General features: G+C 28.4%; 28 protein-coding genes. 5 read left to right on the forward strand and 23 right to left on the reverse strand.

Going from position 1 to position 20,213, the window contains the following annotated elements; genetic code table 11:
• Positions 1–58: 58 nt before the first annotated feature.
• The 4 genes from A9758_RS03100 to pgsA form a co-directional block, all read right to left on the reverse strand.
• Complete coding sequence (locus tag A9758_RS03100) at positions 59–565, reverse strand: class I SAM-dependent methyltransferase (protein ID WP_048059668.1); 507 nt, start codon at positions 563–565, stop codon at positions 59–61.
• On the reverse strand, positions 552–1,793 hold the full coding sequence (locus tag A9758_RS03105; RefSeq protein WP_011405711.1) for an aminoacetone oxidase family FAD-binding enzyme: 1,242 nt from the start codon (positions 1,791–1,793) through the stop codon (positions 552–554). Before A9758_RS03105 ends, A9758_RS03100 begins: the two co-directional genes overlap by 14 nt.
• Positions 1,794–1,802: 9 nt before the next feature.
• Entirely contained in the window at positions 1,803–2,045 is a 243-nt protein-coding gene (locus A9758_RS03110) for a DUF357 domain-containing protein (RefSeq protein ID WP_011405712.1), read from the reverse strand.
• 143 nt (positions 2,046–2,188) lie between these two features.
• On the reverse strand, positions 2,189–2,764 hold the full coding sequence (gene pgsA, locus A9758_RS03115; RefSeq protein ID WP_011405713.1) for an archaetidylinositol phosphate synthase: 576 nt from the start codon (positions 2,762–2,764) through the stop codon (positions 2,189–2,191).
• A 54-nt stretch (positions 2,765–2,818) separates the two neighbouring features.
• Here pgsA and A9758_RS03120 point away from each other — a divergent pair, with 54 nt between their 5' ends.
• Complete coding sequence (locus tag A9758_RS03120) at positions 2,819–3,439, forward strand: L-threonylcarbamoyladenylate synthase (protein WP_048059794.1); 621 nt, start codon at positions 2,819–2,821, stop codon at positions 3,437–3,439.
• A 35-nt stretch (positions 3,440–3,474) separates the two neighbouring features.
• The gene (locus A9758_RS03125) at positions 3,475–3,780 is read left to right on the forward strand and encodes a DUF2098 domain-containing protein (RefSeq protein ID WP_011405715.1); all 306 of its coding nucleotides are present in this window, start codon (positions 3,475–3,477) and stop codon (positions 3,778–3,780) included.
• Positions 3,781–3,790: 10 nt separating this feature from the next.
• Here A9758_RS03125 and A9758_RS03130 read toward each other — a convergent pair whose 3' ends face one another.
• The 5 genes from A9758_RS03130 to cbiD are packed head-to-tail and all read right to left on the reverse strand — an operon-like array spanning position 3,791 to position 8,988.
• The gene (locus tag A9758_RS03130) at positions 3,791–4,138 is read right to left on the reverse strand and encodes a hypothetical protein (protein ID WP_011405716.1); all 348 of its coding nucleotides are present in this window, start codon (positions 4,136–4,138) and stop codon (positions 3,791–3,793) included.
• 33 nt (positions 4,139–4,171) lie between these two features.
• Positions 4,172–4,657: a DUF2115 domain-containing protein gene (locus A9758_RS03135; protein WP_052273648.1), complete on the reverse strand. Its 486-nt coding sequence runs from the start codon at positions 4,655–4,657 to the stop codon at positions 4,172–4,174.
• A gap of 5 nt (positions 4,658–4,662) precedes the next feature.
• The gene (locus A9758_RS03140; RefSeq protein ID WP_011405718.1) at positions 4,663–6,747 is read right to left on the reverse strand and encodes a DEAD/DEAH box helicase; all 2,085 of its coding nucleotides are present in this window, start codon (positions 6,745–6,747) and stop codon (positions 4,663–4,665) included.
• Positions 6,748–6,779: 32 nt separating this feature from the next.
• Positions 6,780–7,841 (reverse strand): glycosyltransferase family 4 protein, encoded by a 1,062-nt coding sequence (locus tag A9758_RS03145; RefSeq protein WP_011405719.1) that lies wholly within the window; start codon positions 7,839–7,841, stop codon positions 6,780–6,782.
• Between the two features lie 4 nt (positions 7,842–7,845).
• Complete coding sequence (gene cbiD / locus A9758_RS03150) at positions 7,846–8,988, reverse strand: cobalt-precorrin-5B (C(1))-methyltransferase CbiD (protein ID WP_011405720.1); 1,143 nt, start codon at positions 8,986–8,988, stop codon at positions 7,846–7,848.
• A 120-nt stretch (positions 8,989–9,108) separates the two neighbouring features.
• Here cbiD and A9758_RS07565 point away from each other — a divergent pair, with 120 nt between their 5' ends.
• Complete coding sequence (locus tag A9758_RS07565; protein ID WP_158005515.1) at positions 9,109–9,246, forward strand: hypothetical protein; 138 nt, start codon at positions 9,109–9,111, stop codon at positions 9,244–9,246.
• A 179-nt stretch (positions 9,247–9,425) separates the two neighbouring features.
• Here the strand turns inward: A9758_RS07565 and A9758_RS03155 are convergent, their stop codons facing one another.
• From A9758_RS03155 to rpl7ae, 14 genes are all read right to left on the reverse strand, one after another.
• Entirely contained in the window at positions 9,426–9,581 is a 156-nt protein-coding gene (locus A9758_RS03155; RefSeq protein ID WP_011406218.1) for a 30S ribosomal protein S27ae, read from the reverse strand.
• Positions 9,582–9,603: 22 nt separating this feature from the next.
• The gene (locus A9758_RS03160; RefSeq protein WP_011406219.1) at positions 9,604–9,921 is read right to left on the reverse strand and encodes a 30S ribosomal protein S24e; all 318 of its coding nucleotides are present in this window, start codon (positions 9,919–9,921) and stop codon (positions 9,604–9,606) included.
• A gap of 7 nt (positions 9,922–9,928) precedes the next feature.
• The gene (locus A9758_RS03165; RefSeq protein WP_011406220.1) at positions 9,929–10,438 is read right to left on the reverse strand and encodes a GTP-dependent dephospho-CoA kinase family protein; all 510 of its coding nucleotides are present in this window, start codon (positions 10,436–10,438) and stop codon (positions 9,929–9,931) included.
• A 17-nt stretch (positions 10,439–10,455) separates the two neighbouring features.
• Positions 10,456–10,641: a transcription elongation factor subunit Spt4 gene (spt4, locus tag A9758_RS03170; RefSeq protein WP_011406221.1), complete on the reverse strand. Its 186-nt coding sequence runs from the start codon at positions 10,639–10,641 to the stop codon at positions 10,456–10,458.
• A 25-nt stretch (positions 10,642–10,666) separates the two neighbouring features.
• The gene (locus tag A9758_RS03175; RefSeq protein ID WP_172617523.1) at positions 10,667–11,215 is read right to left on the reverse strand and encodes a DNA-directed RNA polymerase; all 549 of its coding nucleotides are present in this window, start codon (positions 11,213–11,215) and stop codon (positions 10,667–10,669) included.
• 26 nt (positions 11,216–11,241) lie between these two features.
• Positions 11,242–11,769, reverse strand: coding sequence for an inorganic diphosphatase (locus A9758_RS03180; protein WP_011406223.1), 528 nt, complete (start codon positions 11,767–11,769; stop codon positions 11,242–11,244).
• 38 nt (positions 11,770–11,807) lie between these two features.
• On the reverse strand, positions 11,808–12,182 hold the full coding sequence (locus A9758_RS03185; RefSeq protein ID WP_048059714.1) for a PIN domain-containing protein: 375 nt from the start codon (positions 12,180–12,182) through the stop codon (positions 11,808–11,810).
• Between the two features lie 24 nt (positions 12,183–12,206).
• Positions 12,207–13,436, reverse strand: coding sequence for a translation initiation factor IF-2 subunit gamma (locus tag A9758_RS03190; RefSeq protein WP_011406225.1), 1,230 nt, complete (start codon positions 13,434–13,436; stop codon positions 12,207–12,209).
• A gap of 58 nt (positions 13,437–13,494) precedes the next feature.
• Positions 13,495–13,887: a 30S ribosomal protein S6e gene (locus A9758_RS03195; RefSeq protein ID WP_011406226.1), complete on the reverse strand. Its 393-nt coding sequence runs from the start codon at positions 13,885–13,887 to the stop codon at positions 13,495–13,497.
• A 72-nt stretch (positions 13,888–13,959) separates the two neighbouring features.
• On the reverse strand, positions 13,960–15,801 hold the full coding sequence (gene infB / locus A9758_RS03200; protein ID WP_011406227.1) for a translation initiation factor IF-2: 1,842 nt from the start codon (positions 15,799–15,801) through the stop codon (positions 13,960–13,962).
• A 391-nt stretch (positions 15,802–16,192) separates the two neighbouring features.
• Positions 16,193–16,651: a nucleoside-diphosphate kinase gene (gene ndk, locus A9758_RS03205; RefSeq protein WP_011406228.1), complete on the reverse strand. Its 459-nt coding sequence runs from the start codon at positions 16,649–16,651 to the stop codon at positions 16,193–16,195.
• Positions 16,648–16,806: a 50S ribosomal protein L24e gene (locus A9758_RS03210; protein ID WP_011406229.1), complete on the reverse strand. Its 159-nt coding sequence runs from the start codon at positions 16,804–16,806 to the stop codon at positions 16,648–16,650. Before A9758_RS03210 ends, ndk begins: the two co-directional genes overlap by 4 nt.
• Before the next feature lie 69 nt (positions 16,807–16,875).
• Positions 16,876–17,082 (reverse strand): 30S ribosomal protein S28e, encoded by a 207-nt coding sequence (locus A9758_RS03215; protein ID WP_011406230.1) that lies wholly within the window; start codon positions 17,080–17,082, stop codon positions 16,876–16,878.
• A gap of 218 nt (positions 17,083–17,300) precedes the next feature.
• Complete coding sequence (gene rpl7ae, locus A9758_RS03220; RefSeq protein WP_011406231.1) at positions 17,301–17,672, reverse strand: 50S ribosomal protein L7Ae; 372 nt, start codon at positions 17,670–17,672, stop codon at positions 17,301–17,303.
• A gap of 409 nt (positions 17,673–18,081) precedes the next feature.
• Here rpl7ae and A9758_RS03225 point away from each other — a divergent pair, with 409 nt between their 5' ends.
• Both A9758_RS03225 and A9758_RS03230 read left to right on the forward strand, forming a co-directional pair.
• Entirely contained in the window at positions 18,082–18,900 is an 819-nt protein-coding gene (locus A9758_RS03225; protein WP_011406232.1) for a UbiA family prenyltransferase, read from the forward strand.
• 26 nt (positions 18,901–18,926) lie between these two features.
• The gene (locus tag A9758_RS03230) at positions 18,927–20,072 is read left to right on the forward strand and encodes an ORC1-type DNA replication protein (protein ID WP_011406233.1); all 1,146 of its coding nucleotides are present in this window, start codon (positions 18,927–18,929) and stop codon (positions 20,070–20,072) included.
• The last annotated feature ends 141 nt before the right edge of the window (positions 20,073–20,213 follow it).

Raw genomic sequence — 20,213 nt, forward strand, 5'->3', positions numbered from 1 at the left:
ATCTTCTAAATATTTAATACATTTTTTTAATATTTAATACTATTTTTTTCTTAATTTATTACTTATTCTTTAATTCATTAGGAATTATTTCATTTGAAGATGAAGATAAATACCCTTTATGTGATAATATGTTCTCAGTAGTGTCTGATGAATTAACAAAATCTATTAATCCTCTATTTCTAATAAGTGACACTCGTGGTTTAAGTATGGAGGACCATAAGAAAAATACTTTAAATACTGTATCTGGATGATAACCTCCACCTAAATCAACACATAATACATCTATTTTTTCATGAGTTTTTGAGAATTCATATATTAATTTCTTATCTCTAACATCTACATTAGAAAATTCAATATTTTTATATTCAATTTTAAGATTATTCATTGCCCTTGTACTTTCTGGACTGTTATCAAATGCATATACTGTTCCATCTTGACAAAGTCTAGATAATATTTTAGTAGAACATCCTACATGACATCCTAATTCTACCACATTATCAAGAAGTTTCACATATTTAATCATATCTTCCTGATAGTTATTTCTCTTATAACTAATATGAATCATAATATTTATCTCTTATAGTTTTTGCAGCAAGTACTCCAGTTGAAAATGCTTTTTGAAGGTTATATCCACCACAAATACCACATCCTTCAACAAGTTCTCCAACTATGTATAAGTTTGGAACTATCTTTGATTCATATGTAGCAGGATTTATTTCCTTCTGTTTAACTCCACTATTTGTAACCATAGACTCGTTTTCAAGAACACTTGTTATGGTGAGTGTTGTTTTTTTAAGATTATCTCTTATTTTTATTCGTTCTTTTTTGGTTACCTGGTTTAATATCTTATTAGAATCTATTTTAATATTTTCTAGAAATACAATGGCCATATTTTTTGGAAGATACTTGTGAAGATATGTTTTTAAGGTTTTATTTGAATTATTACTAAAATCTTCCTGTAAGGTTTTATCTAATGATTCATATGAATAATCTGAAACAAAGTCAAGATTAATTATTACATCTTGATTTTTTCTAAGATGTTTTTCAACTATCATACTATTATCTAGTATAATAAATCCACTAAGTCCATTATGTGTGAAAATTATTGAACCAGAATCCTTTACTATGGATTTCTTATTTGCCTTTATTTCAATTGAAACATAGTTAGTTATTCCCTGTAATTTTCTAGGCCATGTCTCTTCTACTTTTATTGGACATAATCCACCCATATTTTTAGGTTTTGTATGTCCAAGGGATGTTGTAAATACAATTCCATCACCATCAGATCCAGTTTTAGGATATGAAGTTCCACCAGTAGCAAGTATGAGGTTTTTTGATTGAATAACATTGTTGTTATATTTAATTTTAAATAATCCTTCATTATATGATATGGATGTTACATATGAATTAAGTCTATACTTTGTTGAGGTATTTTTAAGAATTTTAGTTAATGTATTAACCACATCACTTGCCTTGTCACTTACTGGAAATACTCGGTTATCTTCTTCAACCTTTGTATTACAGCCATTATCTTTAAGTAATTGCCTAATATCTTCATTGAAAAATGTATTAAATGCATCAATATAATATTTTCCTGAATTATAGTATGATTTCATATACTCTTTTTTTGTGGCATTATTTGTTAGATTACATCTACCCCCACCTGTAAGAAGTATTTTTTTACCTAAAATATCATTTTTTTCAAGAATAATACTATTTTTATCATCTAAATATATTCCAGATAAGATACCACTAGCACCTCCACCAACAATAACTGTGTTGTATGTTTTCATATTATCAGCCTAAGAATCATCTATTAGGTTGTACATTATTCTAAGGGAGTCAAGAAGTCCATGGGCATATGCAATACATGCAAATGATGTTAATTCATCATCTATTTTAAGATAATATTTTGTATCCTCATAATATCTTTTTGCCATGTCTTTAACAAGCACTTCCTTTTGTGTTAAGTCGAGTTTTTCAACAGGTTCTATATTTTCTTCAAAAATTCTTAAATCTTTATCTATACGTTCTTTTGGTTGCATTTAATCAAATCCTAATATTATTCATATATAATATGTATTTATTCAAATTTAGTTTTCAATATAAAAAAATAAGGAAAATAATAGATAAGTGTATCTATTGAATTATAGGTTGTTATATTGTTTTTATATGGTTGTTGAATTACTTAATTTAGTCGTATCCATACATGATGTATTCTCTGGAAAACTGTAATGTAACTTAGTATTGTAAGTACTGCAATTGTTAAAAACATCATGTTATGTGAACCACCAAGTATTGCTGCAATTATTGAACCAACAACTATGATAAGTAATCTTTCAGCTCTTTCTGCTATTCCTACAGAACATTTTATTCCTTCACTTTCTGCACGTGATCTAATATAACTTACAGTTAATGAGGAATGTATTGCTAAAGCTCCAAGAATAGGATCAGTATAACCACTATACATTAATCCAATAATAATAGCTGCATCTGCGAAACGATCACAGGTAGAATCTAAAAATCCTCCAAATCGTGTTCTACAATGTTGTGAACGTGCAATAGCTCCATCAATCATGTCACACATTCCACTAATAATTATAAAAATAGCTCCGGCAACTAAGTTACCTGATGCAAAGAGCCCTCCTGCAAAAAAACTAATGAATAAACCTATTAATGTCACAATGTTTGGATTTAATGGTATTTTCTTACCTATTTTTCCTGTTATTTCATTAGCTTGTGGTCGTATTTTATTATTTAGCATAGTATTCTATTTATAATTAGGATTATATATAAGTATATAAAATGGTAGATGGAAATGGTGTATATAGTAGATAATCCTAATAAAAATGAATTAAATAAGATTCGTTCTATGTTAGGACAAGGAAAATTAGTAGTTTATCCTACAGACACAATTTATGGAATTGGTGTAGACATAAATAACATTGATGCCGTGAAAAAAGTGTATATGACTAAGAAAAGATCGTATGATAAGCCTATTTCTATATGTTTACATGATATAACACAAGTAAAAGAAGTAGCAATAGTAACAGATGAAATAGAACATATAATAAATGAATTACTACCTGGACCATACACCTTACTTCTTAGAAAAAAAAGTAATATACCAGATATACTAACAGCAAATACAAATATTATTGGAATAAGAATACCTGATAATAAAATAACACATAGTCTAACAAAGGATTTTCCAATCACAAGTACAAGTGCTAATCTTTCAAATATTCAAACACCAGACAACATAACAGATATAAAAAAACAGTTAGGTGATAATATTGATATTTACATAGACTGTGGTAAAAAAATAAAGAATCAACCATCAACAATAATAGACCTAACACAACAAAACCCTAAAATAATAAGACAACATAAGAATAATGAATTAATAAATAAAATATTGAAAATTGATTTATATTAATTATAATTATAATTAAAGTAGAGGAAGTGTATTATATGACATTTACTGATAAGAGAGGAAATAAGATAGAACTTGGTTCATATATAATCTATGCTAATACTGGAACAATTGGTGAAGTTTTAGATATGAAAACTGATGATGATGGTTCATGGGTATTAATACAAGTTGATGAATTAACAAGACTATGGTACAATACACAATACATAGAACTAACAGATAAAAAATATTCACGAAAAATAAAAGAAGAAAAAGATAAGGAATTATCTGTTGATGATATTAAAAAACAAATAGATGAACATATATCAGCAGAGTTAGGGGATGATGCTGTTGGAGGAGGATAATCCTCTAACATCATAATAAATTCTTTTTAAGCTTTAATTCTATTTTTTCTTTCTTAGTTTCATAGTCCTTATTTACAAGGCGTATCTTATTATCTATCTTTCTATTTAATTTATATAATTCAACATCAACTGAATGGTATGTTTTATTATAATTTGACTGAAATCTAGAATCTATTTTATCCTTGGAATTAATTAAATTATGGTATGTATCACTAAGTGAATGTTTATCAATTATGTTATCAATTTTATAGTCATCATTCTTTAATTTTTGATTTAGATTTTTTACTCCTTTTTTTATGAGTTCATTCTTTATTTGTTCACTTTTTTTTATTTTCTCATTAAGAATATTATAAACCATAATAATCACATATCCTATTTACCTAAGACTTATTTATATATCAGTTTCTTTTGCAACACAATACCTACACAATGCTTTATCATTATCTATATGATATCTTTTAATGGGACAATAATAATTCTCTCCATCAGTATAAATACTTTGCATTCCTGGAAACTCAGTACCAGGCAGATGAATAGGTTCTCTTTTAAGATAGGTAGCATACACTACAATTACATTCAATGCATCTGTAAGTCTGTTATTGGTTTTTGTAAGAATCTTATTAATTTCACTGGCTTCTTTTTTTGTAACTTCACCTTCGAAGTTTTCTTGTGTATTTTTTAGAGAATTAAATCTATTGATTATAACATTAAGTACAGATTCAATATATTTCTTTTTATATTCTCTGGGAAGATATTTAGTATCTTCATTAAATTCAAATGATAAATCATATAATTCCTGAAGAGTAACTTCTCTTATTTTTTCCTTTAATATTTCTTTTAATGTGTTATATTTCATATTCTCACAAACACAAGACATACTATCTACTCCATATTATTATAGAATTCTATAATATTTCTAGCAGTAACTTCACCAATACCATCAATACGTGTTAATTCAGTTATTTTAACATCATTTAAATTATTACCAAATATATCTACAACTTTACGTGCACGTTGACGACCTAAACGTTTAACTCCAGTAACAAGTGGTAATAAATCCTTTTTAACACCATAGTATAATCTGGAACTTAACTTATCAATTTCATTTAAATGTTTATATTTTCCAAGAACATCACAAATATTATAGAAGTATTTAACAAGACTTGAAGCCTCATAACTAGCACGTCTAGTTGATGCTGCATATACTTTTAAATAATTTTCAATTTCATATTCTTTCCTTTCATTAATCCATTCAAGTAAACTAGCTGCTGTAGCTTCATTATTTGATATGAAAGTAACAAAAACTCCTTTACTTGTGAGAACTTCCTTGATATTATCCTTATTAGCCCTGAATTTCGTGTTAATTTTAGGTAGATCTGATGTTTTAGATATTTCATATATGAGATTTGCAACACTAAATTCCTCATCAATCATATTAGCATAATCTTTTAATTTAACAGCAGTTTTCACTGCATAATTACTTCTTGATATTAAACTACCAAGGGGTGTTGTTTGAAATCCTGAAGGAGTTAATCTTATAATACCATTTTGTATAAGATATTCAAGAGCACTTGAAATTTCATATTTTATAGTCTCCCCTGAAAATCCAAAACTCATATCATTATAAGTGTGTGATATTTGAAATCCATAGAATGTTTTATTAAAGAAATCTATTAAATCATCCATATCCTTTGCAAATCCACTTGAAATCTGGGTAATTATCTGTTTTAAAACAGCATCTTCATTATCAATTAATTTAGAATTTGTTACTTCTATGTCTCCATGAACATAGTATTCATCAAGATTAAATGCTTCATCATATGTTTTTGCAAGAAGATAGGAGTATCCTTCTGTATCAAATCCTGGACGTCCTGCTCTTCCAGACATTTGTTCATAATCAAATACTGGTATGTTTGTCTGTCCCTGTTCTGTCCATCTAGTATAATCACGTATTACAACATTTTTTGATGGTAAGTTAACACCATACATTAAACTAGGGGTTGCTGTTATCATTAGAAGATTACCATTTATAAATTCTTCCTCAATAATTTCCTTTTGTTTATCAAAGAGTCCTGCATGATGAAATGCAATTCCATTTCTTATACATTCTGCTAACTTATAACATACTTCTGTAGGCTGTGAATTCTTTTTTATTGAAACATTTAACACATCTTCTGCAATGGAATTAAAAATTTCCTTTTTACCATCAGGTATATGTTTTGCTATTTTTTTAGACATATTCTGGGCAAGTGATTCTGTAAATCTACGTGTTGATACAAATGTTAACATTTGAGATGAATCATTAAGTGAATCATTAAGTATCTTAAATACTATGTTGTTTTTATCACTAGTTCCAAATTCCTCAGCACATAAAACTTCTTTGTGTAGGGGTACAGGTCTATAATCATGAACTACAACGTTTGCATCTAGCCAGTGAGAAATTTCTTCCATATTTTTAAGTGTTGCAGATAATGCAATGATTCTCATACTCTTATTATTTTCTTTTAGTCTTGTAATTGCACATTCAAGTGTAGGTCCTCTACTATAATCTCCAATCATGTGAAATTCATCAATTATTACTAAATCAATTTCATTAAGAGTATTTCTTGAAAATCTAGTCAAAGCATCAAATGATTCAAAAACCATAACTGCAATATCACATCTAGATGGATGTTTACCTACTTTAAATCCAAATTCCTCAAATACCTTAAATTCCTTATATTTCTCATTTTGTAGAGATAGTAGTGGTACTGAATATACTACTTTACCACCATGTAGTAGTACTTTCAGTGCTGCCAGTACACCAAGAACAGTTTTTCCACTAGCGGTAGGTATTGATATAATATAATTATCATTATTTTCAAGATAACCTGAATCTATCACAGCCTTCTGTGCAGGATTATACTCCTTTATGTATGGATAACATTTATTCATTATTTCTTCAATATTAGAATCTATTTTGCTCATCTATTCACCCTATTTATATTATTATGAAATGCTCAATTTATGTATGGAATTTTCATTTGACTATAATCTCTTTCTATAGTTTTTCGTGCATTTTTACCTAAAGTGTTTCTTTTATCTTCATCATCTACTAATTTGTCAATAGCATTAGCTAACTTCTCATAATCTGCTACTGGTACTATTACTCCATTTTCATTGTTTGTTATGATACTTTGAATGTTACCTGTGTCTGTAGCAATTAATGGTTTTTGACAAGACATACTCTCAAGAGCCACAATACTTGCTCCTTCAGATATGGATGGAAGTACCATGATATCAGATTCAGGTATTATTTTCTCAGGAATATTTGTTTTTCCCATAAGATATATGTCTTTAATGTTATGCTGGTTGATATATTCTTTTAATTCTTCTTTTTTAGGTCCATCTCCATATATTAGGAGAACATATTCTGTTTTTGATATTTCTTTAGCTTTTAAAAGGTATTTTAATCCCTTTTGTACCACAAGATTTCCTATAAACATCACCAATGGCTTTTTGTATTTAGTGTATAGTTTTTTTTTATCATCACTTATTGGCTTAAATTTATTTGTATCTACTGTATTTGGTGTTATATGGGATTTTTCTATAAGTCCTTCTATATTTAAGGCTAATGCTTTTTTTTGTAACTTTTCACTTACAAAATACACATTATCTAAGTGTTTTAGAGTATATTTTATAAGGGGTTTTGTAAAAATCTTACTTGGTAATATATTAATATCAGATCCATGTGCAGTTGCAACGATTTTTACATCCTTATGAATTAATGTGGCAACAAATGCCTGTGGAAGAAGATAATTTGCATGTATTATATCGATATTATATTTATCAACAATTTTATTTAAGATAAAATAACTTGAAATAATAAAACTAATTCCTCGAAGTAGGGGAATGTTAATTGTTTTAGCCTCAAAAACATTATCTTTTCTGGAACAATCACTAGAATAAGTTAAAACATAGACGTTATGTCCCTTATTTGTGAGAGTATCTTCTAATTGTTTAGTATATGTGGCAACACCACCTACTTGTGGAGGATATTGGCCAATAATACAAATATTCATGGAATCACTTTTTATTAAATGGGATGTTTTGTATGTGACTTGGCGTTAATATTTCACCATTCATTTTCACAATAACAGCATGAAACTTTATACCTTCATATTTAAGACTACATAATTCAACAATCTTATTAGCAATTAATTCAAAAACCTCTGTTGTAATGTTATTTTCATCTAAAATCTTTATAACATCCTCTGTTGTAATACAATTATATATATCATGTAATGTTTTCTTATTAGCACCTACAAGTCCTGCATATGCAGTCATAATCTCACGTCTTGCATCTGCAACACTTTGCTTGGTGTTAAATATTCCAGCAGCGATTTTAATTAACTTTCCTGCATGACCAAATAAGGTTATACTTCGTATTTTTCCAGTTTTATGGGCTTCTTCAAGCATATAACCTACAAAGTTACTCATCTCAATAATTTCATCCTCATCTAGTACTAATTTTTCCTTTGCAATTCTTGTTCCAATATTTCCTGGAACAAAAAGTAGATCTTTATATCCATTAGCAAGAGCAACATCTATTTGTACTCTTAAAGAGTCAGTATATGCCTTTGAAGACATTGGTCTTGCAATACCTGTAGTTCCAAGTATGGAAATTCCATCTATAATACCTAATCTACTGTTCATGGTTTTTGGAGCTATTTTCTTACCTTCAGGTATTATGATTTTAATTATTGCACCATTATCTTCAGGTAAATATTTCATTATATTTTCCTTAATCATCTTACGTGGTACTGGATTTATTGCATACTCTCCCACTGGAATTTGTAGTCCTGGTTTTGTAACACGTCCAACACCATCTCCTCCAGTAATTTCTATAACACCACTATTATTAGTTAATGTAACTTCAGAAATAATTTCCATACCTCTTGTTACATCAGGATCATTATAATTTGGTTTTTTAACAATAGCCCTTGCAGTGTTATTATCAATAAAAGAAGTATCTTCTATTTCAACAGTTAACGTAGTTGTTGGTGCTGTTATTTTAACAATATCTGGAGCCTTATCAACAAGCTTAAGTAGAGCTGCTACACTTGCAGCTGTAGCCACACTTCCTGTTGTAATTCCAGACTTTTGACTTGAATTTTCATGAACTTCTATTTTTAATCCCCCATTAATTGAAGTGAGTTTTAAATTCATAAGCACTCTTATAGTATTATTATATATTATATAATATCTATTATGCAATGAAAAAATCTAGAAATAAATTCACACAAGGAAATAATTGATATAATTCTGAAACAATAAGAATAACAATAAATGATGATAAGCATCATACATTGTACCAATGTTCTTTATGAAGTAGTGGGTAATGAAATAATAATCTATATACATGGAGTAAGTAGTGAAAAACATTATCAATTACTTAAAATAACTAATATGTATAGAAGTAGATGAATTTTATAGATATATAGAGGAAATAACAGCTAAAAGTAATAAATTTAAATACCAAGAAGAATAAGTTTAAGCCTCAACATAAAAAAATATTATAAAAAAATGGGTGGTGAAATAGGATATTTATGTATTTTTAGATTCGTGTTTTTATATATAATAATATATTTCTTATACTATTTAATTTATTCATTTTTCCATTGTGTGTATCCACAACGACCACATGCATATCTATCTCCATGGTCAGCCATGAAAATACCATGTGAACATCTTACACATTCAGGATTTTTTCTTACAATTTTACCATCTTTAACTTCATATAATTCATATTTTTTAGACATTACAATTCCCTTCTAGTAGTATTTATTCAGCATCTTCTGCTTCTTCTTCAGGTTCTTCTTCAGGTTCTTCATTTTTAGCAATCACTGATTTAGTTTCAATTTTTGCTAAACTTTCTGTTGAATCATAAATTTTTGCTAATCCAAATGCGGTTGGAACTCCGTAACTAGGCTTCATACTATCCACCACGAGGAGATCGTTAGATGAGTCTTCTAATGCAACAAGTTTATGTTTTACATCTAAGATAGTAGGTGTTCCTTCTGTAGGATATTCACATTCAAATTTAATTTCAGTCCTATTTAATAATGGGTTTTCTTTTTTCTCAATAATTTTAATTTCCATATTATCGTTATTCCTTATTTAATTGTTTATAAAAATGTTTTGCCTTATTAAAGGCTTCATTAACACAAACCAAAACAACACCTTCCTTTGGTTGTCCATAAAGAATAAAAGTGTCTTTTGGTGCATTTAATATACAGGGCAACACTGCTAAATCCTCTTCACCTTTTACTTCAATAATAACAGGATTATTACTAGTAGCAGTATTAATTGAATCGATACAAATCTTAACTAATTCATCAGTTATACATCCAGCAGGATTATTAACATGAACTAAATTATCTGTATGAGTTAATTTATGTTCAACAGGTTCTCTTTCAATTTTATTATCAACAATACAAATTTGTGGTTGAATATTTAATTTTATAAGATTTTTTGTTGTTGCATCACCTATACTAATTATAAGTTTATCTTCTGATAACTGTTGGTGTAATTTCTCTTCAATTATATCTATAGATTTATATAACTGCCCTAATGGTTTTTTTAATTCTGATCTTAAATATTTTGGTAATGTTAGCACAATTAGTCTCCTTTCAGTTATTTTCTAACTTTTAATGCATAACGGCCAGGGAAACTAATATTTAATTCTTTAGCTAGATCTGATTCATCAGGATTAAGTACTACAATCAATCCAGTCCAATCACTTGATGTTTCTGTCTTACATAAAGGACAAACTTTATCAAATGTTACACATCTACATCTAGGACATGCTCTTTCAGCCATTTTAATTCTCCTTTAATGTTCATACTTATTTCATGTTTTTAAGTTTTTCTTCTTCAATCCATTCAAAACGACCTAAACCAGGTTGTCTCATGGTTAAACCAATTTTACAATCTGTAGTTGAATTTCCTTTTAAACTTAATGCAACGATTCTTGCACGAACAAAGTCTGTTTCATCAAGAGATTTATTAGATTCCTTTGCAAGTAGAGCTCCACGTTTAACATCATAATTAATATAATCATTAGTTATTTGTGAAACATGCACTAGTCCATCCATAGGACCAATTCTTACAAAAGCACCAAATTCAATAATTTCAATAACTTCCCCATCTATTACTTCATGTAACATAGGTTTATAGAATAATGCATTGAATTTAACATGATAGAATGCAGCTCCATCACCAATAACAACCTTTCCCTCACTATGGTCAATAACTTCAGTAACCATAACTAAGATACCTAACTTTTTATCTAGTTTACCTACATACTGTTTGTTAAGTATAGTTGCTGTCACTTCTTCAAATGGCATGTCAAACATATTAGGTGGTACTCTTACTGTATCTTCAATAGTTGCTATTTCGTACACTTTGATACCTCACATGTCTATTCATATTTTTCTTTATAAAGTTCTATTGCATGTTTAACAGCATCTTTTGCTGCTTTATTGTCTTCCCAACCATTAACTTCTACAGTTTTATTTTCTAATGCTTTATATTGTGAGAAGAAATGTTCAATTTCTTTTAAGTAATGTTCAGGTAATTGGGAAATATCCTCAACATCTTTAAATCTAGGATCTTCTAGAGGTACTGCTAATAATTTATCATCACTATCTCCTTGATCTATCATTCTCATAATACCAATAGGTCTTGCTTCAATAATACATCCAGGGAATGTTGGTTGATCCATAATAACAAGTACATCAAAAGGATCTCCATCGTCCCATAAAGATTTAGGCATAAATCCATATTCTGCTGGGTAATGGAATGGTGAAAATAATACTCTATCAAGAGCTAAAGCTTCTTTTTCCTTATCATACTCATATTTATTACGAGATCCTTTAGGAATTTCTACAACTACTGTGATTTCATCAGGTACATTTGATCCTGCTTCTATATCTTTCCAAAGATTCATGGTTTTTCCTCCATAATTCATTTACTTCTATATTATCATCAATAGGAATTCGTTTTTATATAACCATCTACTTCTAGATATCTATGCTGTCTTAGATAAACAACAGTAATATTTCTTTTTCTTGCACGTTTGCGAAGAATTTTATCATTGGTACATAAAACATCTGTATCATTACAGAATTTTAATAATAAATTATCAACATGATCAGTTTTTTTAATATTAACAATATTAAAAGGTTCTTTATTTGCAATAGTATATGCAATACTTGCTGCTAATTTATTTTTTCCCTTTGACTTTTTTTTCAAAGTAGTCAGTTCATCAATAACAACAGATGGAACAATTAAATCATAATATGATGGTAACAGATTTTGTAATTCCATTACAATATCAACATCTAATTGAAACATCATCATCAAAAATTTGTATCAACTACTGCCCTATGCTTTGATGATTCCATAACCTATGAGCCTCCATCTAGCTCCTACACGACGACTTAAAGCAACACGTTGTCCATCTTCTGCACATACAGGTAATCTTAGTTTAACATCAACTTCATCTCCTCTAGCACTAGAGACAAGACCAACAGTTGTTGTTGTACCAATATTTATCATTAAGTTTTCAGAAGAATGTATAGGTTCTACATCAGTTTCATTTTTAGTACCAACAACTCTATCAAGTAAATGAGTTTCCATTGTAAACTCTTGAATAGTTGGTGGTAAAGTTCCAGGTTTTCCTGCAATAGATCCAGATAATGAATCTGATTTAGTTAATGATGGATCTAATAATAAAGCTACACCAATTAATCCTCCAGGACCAACTTCATCAACAAAATTATTTGCTGCTTCAAGTCCAGTGATTGTTGATGTTAAACTTTTCCATTCAGTTTTACCTTTATTTTTAACTTGAATTCCTGGTTTTATTTCAATTTCATCGCCAAGTTTAAGTTTTCCTTGTATTAAAGAACCTCCAATGATTCCACCATTGATTTTCTTTGGATGTGTACCAGGTTTATTAATATCAAATGATCTTGCTACATATAATTTAGGATTTTTACGTAGTGATCTTCTTGGTGTTTTCATATTTTTCTGTATAGTTTCAATTAATACATCAATATTTGCACCTTGTTGAGCTGATATAGGTATGATTGGTACTCCATCTGCACAAGTTCCTTTAACAAACTCTTTGATTTCATAATAGTTTTCAATTGCTTTTTCCTTAGGTACTGTATCAACTTTGTTTTGAACTACAATAACATTTTTCACACCAATAACATCTAATGCCATTAAATGTTCTTTAGTTTGGGGTTGAGGACATGGCTCATTTGCTCCTATAACAAGAATAGCTCCATCCATTATTGCAGCACCAGAAAGCATTGTAGCCATTAGGGTTTCATGTCCTGGTGAATCAACAAATGATACTTTTCTAAGTATTTCTGTTTTAGAACCACAGTGTTCACAAGTTTCTTTTGTAGTGTAACATTGAGGTGCTGGACATTCAGGACATGTTCTGAATGTTATATCAGCATAACCTAACCTTATTGAAATACCTCTTTTTGCTTCTTCACTATGTGTGTCGGTCCATATTCCAGATAAAGCTTTAGTTAATGTTGTTTTACCATGATCAACGTGACCTACTAATCCAATATTTATTTCGGATTGTACTTTCATAAGTTACACCTCCATATAGATAAATAAACAATTATTAAACTAATAATAATTGAATTATCTACTCTTCTTGTTCTTCTTCAGGTTCTGCAAAGATTTCAGCTAGTGTTTGTTCTCCTCTTTCTGAAACTTTAACATTTATTTGGGATATATCATCAGCAATAGTGTTTCCACGTACTGTTTTTCTTCTTCTTAATCCTTTTTTAGTAGGTTTAAATCCAGTTCCACCATTTACTAAACTTTTGAATCTTCTTGTTCCATCAACATCTTCTTTCATTGGGAAACCGTTTTTATCACTACCACCAGTAATTCTTAATTTGTAACCTTTTAATCCAAGAACTCCACCATTGAATTCTTCTCCAATTTTAAGGCCATTTACTGTTTTTGCATCTTTATCTTCCAATTCTAATTGGTATGTTACATCTTCATCTGATACTACTACTTTGTATACCATTGTATGTCTCCATTATTTTTTTTTAAGTATTCATTATCGTAGTTACTTAAATACTACATCATTATATTGAAATTAGTAGAAATCTTCATACTCATCTTCATCTAAAGTATCAAGTTCACTCCAATCAGTATTAATTACACCCCAATTTGAGTCTTCTGTTTCTTGTTTAATTTCTTGAAGTTCTTCCATTGTTAAAATTTCATCATCTAACAACTTATCTTTTAACTCATTGTTAATTGCAAAGAAATTTCTCTCAGACATATCAACATAGAGTACATCTCCTTCTTCGAAATCCTTTTCAAATACAGCATCACCTATAGCCATAGCAACTTGTGATCCTCTTGAAACTTTTGGAAGATTTTCTCCATTATCCTCCATACTTTCAACTCTACCAACAACATGACCCTTATCATTAATAAGAGTAACACCCTTTTCTATAATACCAGACATGATTTCAACTCCAGCAATAGCTGGTTTACTATGTCTAAATACTAATTTTGGCATGATTCTTATCTTTGAAGGGCGTATTATAGAAGCAAGTTTTGCCTTTTTCTGACGTTCTTTAGCACTATTTACCCAGTTGAGATAGTCTTCAGTTAACTGATATATAACTCTATCTTGGAATACCATGATATTTTGATCATTTAACTCATCCTCAGCAGATGGAAGAATATTAACATTAAATGCTATTATAACACCATATTTTTCATCTTCTTCATACATTATTGATGCATTAATAATATCTCTACGAGAAATATCACCAATTTCTGCTGATTTAATAGGAATATCTTTTGAATCTAAAATATTAACTAGTGCTTCTAAAGAACCAAGAGTATCTGCTTTAACTAATATACCTATATCATTAGTTTGTATACGTATATTATCTACTTCAGATAGTAATTCATCTTCTACTCTTATATTATCATCATTAGCTACTTTAAGTGGAGAACCAGATACTACATCATCTACATGTGGTGCCACAATTTTTACACCAGCTGCAGCTACAATTTGATTTGTATCTTCAAACATTGTTTTTGATTCTCTAATTTCTTCTAATGGTTTAGGTTTTAATAAAGATCTAATCTTAGTAGATATTACTTTATTTTCCTTTGTTAACATCATTATACGATCATCTTTATTGAGAACACCATCATAAAGAATCGTGTCAATAGTAAGTCCCAATCCTTTTTCTTCCTTAACTTCCAATACTGTACCAGATGCTGGTGCATCTTCTTCAATTTGTAATTGTTCATTTAAGTATTGGTATGCAAGACCTAAAAGCATTGTTAATAATTCTGGTAGTCCTTCACCAGTATATGCACTGATAGGTACAATGGTTATTTGACTTGCAAAATTACTTACTCTATCAAAACGTTCAGATTCAAATCCTTCTTCATGTAATGTTCCTACTATTTCATAGATTTTCTGATCTAAATCAAAAACAACATTTTTATGTTGATTTTGAACAGCTTTACTAAAGCATTCACCTTTAGTAGAATTCCATCCAGGAATTTTATCTATTTTATTAGCAGCAACAACAAATGGTGTTTTCGATGATTTTAATATGTTTAATGCCTCGTATGTTTGAGGTTTAAAACCTTCTGTTACATCCATTATAAGAATAGCTAAATCTGCTAATGATCCACCACGTTTACGTAGTGTTGTAAAAGCTTCGTGACCTGGTGTATCTATAAAGAATAATCCAGGTAATTGTTCTTGTATATTCATCTTTTCAAGGAATCCACCACAAATTGATGAAATAACATCCATTGGAATTTCTGTTGCACCAATATGTTGAGTTATACCTCCAGCTTCTTTTGATGCTATGGTACTTCCCCTAATATGATCCAATAAAGTGGTTTTTCCATGGTCTACATGACCTAAAACAGACACTATAGGTGATCTTGTTTTCATTTTTATCTCCCTAAAACATATATTCTATCTTTAAATTGAATTTAAAAATTTCTTTTTAGATTAAAATTTTATTTAACAATAGGTTAAATAAGTTTTGTTCTATTGAATCTTAAAATACTGAATACTGACATCTGTTATTGAATGTCCCTGAAAAAATCTTACTATCTTTGTAGAACACACTTATTTTTTTTATAATACTGAAATATTATCTATGAGTTTATTAATCAATAAATAGTTTTTTTTATTATTTTTTTTTACGCGTAAATTAAAATAAAATTTTGTTTTGGATTTTTGAAGTTATTGATTTAAACCTAAATTACTACTTCAATATTTTTTTACTATCTACATTTCAATTAATAGCAAAAAAGAGCAAATAAAAGAAAAAAAATTCTTATGGCTCTTCATATATTATATCTTCGTCTGGTAATTCATAATCACAGAATTCTGTTTCGTCGAAGAATAAATTAATTTCTCTTTGTGCTGATTCCTCTGAATCTGAAGCATGTACTATATTTCTACCAGTGTCGATTCCATAATCTCCACGAATAGTTCCAATATCTGCTTCTTTAGGATTAGTTGCACCAACCATTTTTCTTACTAGACTTATTACATCATCACCTTCTAAAACCATAGCAAATACTGGTCCGCTAGTAATGTATGATATTAAATCATTGAAGAATGGTTTATCACTATGTTCACCATAGTGTGTTTTTGCAAGGTCTTCTGAAATCATAAGAGTTTTTGCTGCTATTACTTTTAAACCACGTTTTTCAAATCTTGTTAAAATTTCACCTGTAAGTCTTCTTTTAACTGCATCTGGTTTTAACATGGTAAATGTTCTTTGTTTCATTGTTTAACCCACTTAACTTTCCTTGGAATTCTTCCAAGTTTATTGTTTTTTTCACATTTGCTGCTGCAGAAGAAAGAAATTGATCCATCTCTACGGACATACATTTTTCCTGTACCTTCTGGAATTTCTTCTCCACAGAATGAACATGTTCTCATTATTTAAACTCCTATAAGTATATAAAAAGAATATTCTTATACAATAAAAAAAGGTTTTAATCATAACTCCTATGGAGTTCTGATTTCTTTTGCTTCTCTTATAGTATCTAGTAACATTAATACGTCGCCTTCTTTTATAGCACCCATAACGTTTCTAGTGAGTATTCTTCCTTTATCTCTTCCATCAAGTATTCTGCATTTTACTTGCATTACTTCTCCAGTCATTCCTGTTCTTTTTAAAACTTCAATAACTTCTGCTGGAGTACCGTCTTCCATATAATCACCTTATAAATTTTGATTGGTTAAATAAAATATATAATAGCGAAGCTTACTTTTATAATAAAAAATTAAAGAAAGAACAATTTCATTAAATACAATACTCATTAAGAATATGTAATTTATTATATGAATCTATCTTTTTTTTATTGTAAATTTTGAATAATTACTTCTAAAAATTACGATACTTTATTTCCTAAGTATAGGTCCAATCATGATTAGTTTTTGAGTTCTGCAACTTTTTCGACTATTTCATCGACGAGTTCTTGGCCTTCACCAGCATCAATAATACATGCAGATGCTGTACCAACATTAAGTCCTGCAGCTTCTCCTAATTCTTCTTTGGTTGGGAGATATACGTAAGGAATTTCTTTTTCTTCTGCTAAAATAGGTAAGTGTGCTACAATTTCTGCAGGTTCAATATCTTCTGCAATTACTGCTAAAGCAACATTGTTTCTTTCGATGTTTTTTGTTACTTCGTTTGTTCCTTTTCCTATTTTACCTGTATCTCTTGCGATTTCTAAAGCTTCGTAAACTTTATCAGCTATTTCTTTTGGTACTTCAAATTTTACATATACTGAATTTGCCATTTAATGTCCTCCATTATCATCTGGCTTTTAACCATCCATAGCAAGTACTATTTAGATAACTACCAATTTTTTAAAATATACTTTTAAAAAACTATTTTTATTATATCTATAACGACTTGTTGTCTGATTAAATGACCTATTTAATAAAATATATTTATATAATAAAAAATATTCTAATTTAAAACTCCTTAATGAGTGATACTCATTCGCTCACAGTTTTAAGTATGTTTAAAATTAGTTATTTATTATTATATATTTACTATAATAAATACTTTATGTTATATTGTTCTACTTTTTCCATAATATATATTCAAATTATTTAATAAAAAAATAGCTTATAATAAAATAGATACATATATAATATTATTGATGATTTTTTTAAAATAAATTAGTTATAGGTGACAAGTTAATGAATCCCTATATAGAAATTCTCAGACCTACAAATGCTTTAATGGCATTTATAGCAGTATTATTAATGGCAATTATAGGCCATACTTATAATTATGAGATAATACTTGGATCTCTATGTGTATTTATAGCAACAGGTTCTGGAAATACAATAAATGATTATTATGATTATGAAATAGATCGGATAAATGCACCAAACAGACCTATACCCTCAGGTAAAATAGAATTAAAAAGAGCATTATATTATAGTCTAATTTTATTTCTAGTATCAATTATATTAGGATTTATAATATCATTAGAAAATGGTATTGTTGTAATTTTATGTACTATTTTAATGATAATCTATGCTTATGATTTAAAACAAAGATGTTTTATTGGTAATTTATGTGTAGCCATACTTACAGGTTTAACATTTGTTTTTGGTGGTCTTATAACAAAAGATGTTAATTTAGGATTTATTCTTGGATTTTTTGCATTTTTAATGACATTATCTAGGGAAATTATAAAGGATATTGAAGATATTGAAGGAGATAAAAAAGAAGATGCACATACTCTTCCAATTATATATGGGACAAAAAAGGCAGTTATGTTAGCTGTTATTCTAAATATTATAACATGTATTCTTAGTCCCTTGTTATATTATTATAATATATTTTCAATAGTATATCTTATCATAATAATTATAGCAGATATTATCTTTGTATATTCAGCATATCTGGCAGTGCAAAATCAGTCAAAAGAATCTATGCATAAAATATCTAAATACATGAAAATAGGAATGTTAATTGCATTTGTATCGTTTGCTATGGGAGCATTATAAAATAAAAAAAAGGAGGACAATAATAGATGGATTTACAAGACATATTATTACATGATGAAACAATTTTTAAAGATGTAAGAGTATTTAATTCAGATTATTTGCCAGAAGAATTTAAATTAAGACAATCACAAATGGAAGAAATGGCTTTCTCATTAAGACCTGCATTACATGGTGGAAAACCATCAAATAATATACTTTTAGGCCCTCCAGCAACTGGAAAAACAACTGCTATAAAGAAATTATTTGAAATGGCTCAACTGGACTGTGAAGATGATATAATATGTGTATATGTAAATTGTCAATTACATTCTACAAAATTTGGTATTTTTTCACAAATATATAAGAAAATATTTGGTCATAATCCTCCTGAAACAGGAGTTCCATTTGCAAGAATATATAATAAAATTATGAATGAATTATATGATACTGATAAAGCATTGATTGTTGCATTAGATGATATTAATCATCTATTTCATGGAAATATTATAAGTCAAATATTTTATGATATTCTACGTGCACATGAATCATATGAAGGTGTAAGAACTGGTATATTTGCAGTACTTTCAGATGTGGAATTTAGATTTATATTGGATAAAAATGTAGGATCTATATTCAATGCTGCAGAAATAAATTTTAAACCATACACATATGAAGAAACATATAATATATTAAAAGAACGTGTAAACTTAGGATTTTATCCAAATGTTATATCTAATGATTTATTAGAGGAAATTACCACGTATACATTTGAAAATGGGGATTTACGATTAGGTATTGATTTACTGCGTATAAGTGGAAATAATGCTGAGGTTAGAGCATCACGTAGAATTGAGTATGGGGATGTTGAAAAGGCATTTAAAGTATCAAAAAGTGTTAGTTTAAGGTATATATTAAATTCATTATCTGATAAAGAAAAAACATTACTTCGTTTTATTACAAGAATGGATAAGAAAAATATAACATCTGGTCAATTATATGAGGAATATAATCGTGAAAATAAGATTGGTTATGCAACATACAATAGACAAATTAATAAATTAGAATTTCTAAGATTAATTGATACAACATACACAGGATCTGGAAAGAAAGGAAATTCAAGGTATATTAATTTAAGATTTGATAGTAAACAAATACAAGAAAATCTACCACAACAAAAACGAAGATCACTGTAAAAATCATGAAAATCAATCTTCATTTTTTTTTAAAAAAGAGAAAAATTTAAGAAATCTATTTTATTATTCACAAGATTTAGCTGTATTTTTTACATTGTATATTTAATATAACATTCACTATTTTTTTATTATTTTTAAAAT

This window comes from Methanosphaera sp. A6 (assembly GCF_001729395.1).
Classification (GTDB): domain Archaea; phylum Methanobacteriota; class Methanobacteria; order Methanobacteriales; family Methanobacteriaceae; genus Methanosphaera; species Methanosphaera stadtmanae.

Coding starts and splice junctions, on each gene's coding strand:
- A9758_RS03185 (WP_048059714.1), bottom strand. CDS start 12,182: ATGATGATGTTTCAATTAGATGTTGATATTGTAATGGAATTACAAAAT.
- A9758_RS03230 (WP_011406233.1), top strand. CDS start 18,927: ATGGATTTACAAGACATATTATTACATGATGAAACAATTTTTAAAGAT.
- rpl7ae (WP_011406231.1), bottom strand. CDS start 17,672: ATGGCAAATTCAGTATATGTAAAATTTGAAGTACCAAAAGAAATAGCT.
- A9758_RS03120 (WP_048059794.1), top strand. CDS start 2,819: ATGGTGTATATAGTAGATAATCCTAATAAAAATGAATTAAATAAGATT.
- cbiD (WP_011405720.1), bottom strand. CDS start 8,988: ATGAATTTAAAACTCACTTCAATTAATGGGGGATTAAAAATAGAAGTT.
- A9758_RS03155 (WP_011406218.1), bottom strand. CDS start 9,581: ATGTCTAAAAAATATGAATTATATGAAGTTAAAGATGGTAAAATTGTA.
- A9758_RS03110 (WP_011405712.1), bottom strand. CDS start 2,045: ATGCAACCAAAAGAACGTATAGATAAAGATTTAAGAATTTTTGAAGAA.
- A9758_RS03180 (WP_011406223.1), bottom strand. CDS start 11,769: ATGAATCTTTGGAAAGATATAGAAGCAGGATCAAATGTACCTGATGAA.
- A9758_RS03135 (WP_052273648.1), bottom strand. CDS start 4,657: ATGTCTTGTGTTTGTGAGAATATGAAATATAACACATTAAAAGAAATA.
- A9758_RS03130 (WP_011405716.1), bottom strand. CDS start 4,138: ATGGTTTATAATATTCTTAATGAGAAAATAAAAAAAAGTGAACAAATA.
- A9758_RS03145 (WP_011405719.1), bottom strand. CDS start 7,841: ATGAATATTTGTATTATTGGCCAATATCCTCCACAAGTAGGTGGTGTT.
- A9758_RS03210 (WP_011406229.1), bottom strand. CDS start 16,806: ATGAGAACATGTTCATTCTGTGGAGAAGAAATTCCAGAAGGTACAGGA.
- A9758_RS03215 (WP_011406230.1), bottom strand. CDS start 17,082: ATGGAAGACGGTACTCCAGCAGAAGTTATTGAAGTTTTAAAAAGAACA.
- A9758_RS03160 (WP_011406219.1), bottom strand. CDS start 9,921: ATGGAAATTAAAATTATTGAGAAAAAAGAAAACCCATTATTAAATAGG.
- A9758_RS07565 (WP_158005515.1), top strand. CDS start 9,109: ATGATGATAAGCATCATACATTGTACCAATGTTCTTTATGAAGTAGTG.
- A9758_RS03105 (WP_011405711.1), bottom strand. CDS start 1,793: ATGAAAACATACAACACAGTTATTGTTGGTGGAGGTGCTAGTGGTATC.
- A9758_RS03125 (WP_011405715.1), top strand. CDS start 3,475: ATGACATTTACTGATAAGAGAGGAAATAAGATAGAACTTGGTTCATAT.
- A9758_RS03190 (WP_011406225.1), bottom strand. CDS start 13,436: ATGAAAGTACAATCCGAAATAAATATTGGATTAGTAGGTCACGTTGAT.
- A9758_RS03100 (WP_048059668.1), bottom strand. CDS start 565: ATGATTCATATTAGTTATAAGAGAAATAACTATCAGGAAGATATGATT.
- spt4 (WP_011406221.1), bottom strand. CDS start 10,641: ATGGCTGAAAGAGCATGTCCTAGATGTAGATGTGTAACATTTGATAAA.
- pgsA (WP_011405713.1), bottom strand. CDS start 2,764: ATGCTAAATAATAAAATACGACCACAAGCTAATGAAATAACAGGAAAA.
- ndk (WP_011406228.1), bottom strand. CDS start 16,651: ATGAAACAAAGAACATTTACCATGTTAAAACCAGATGCAGTTAAAAGA.
- A9758_RS03225 (WP_011406232.1), top strand. CDS start 18,082: ATGAATCCCTATATAGAAATTCTCAGACCTACAAATGCTTTAATGGCA.
- infB (WP_011406227.1), bottom strand. CDS start 15,801: ATGAAAACAAGATCACCTATAGTGTCTGTTTTAGGTCATGTAGACCAT.
- A9758_RS03140 (WP_011405718.1), bottom strand. CDS start 6,747: ATGAGCAAAATAGATTCTAATATTGAAGAAATAATGAATAAATGTTAT.
- A9758_RS03195 (WP_011406226.1), bottom strand. CDS start 13,887: ATGGTATACAAAGTAGTAGTATCAGATGAAGATGTAACATACCAATTA.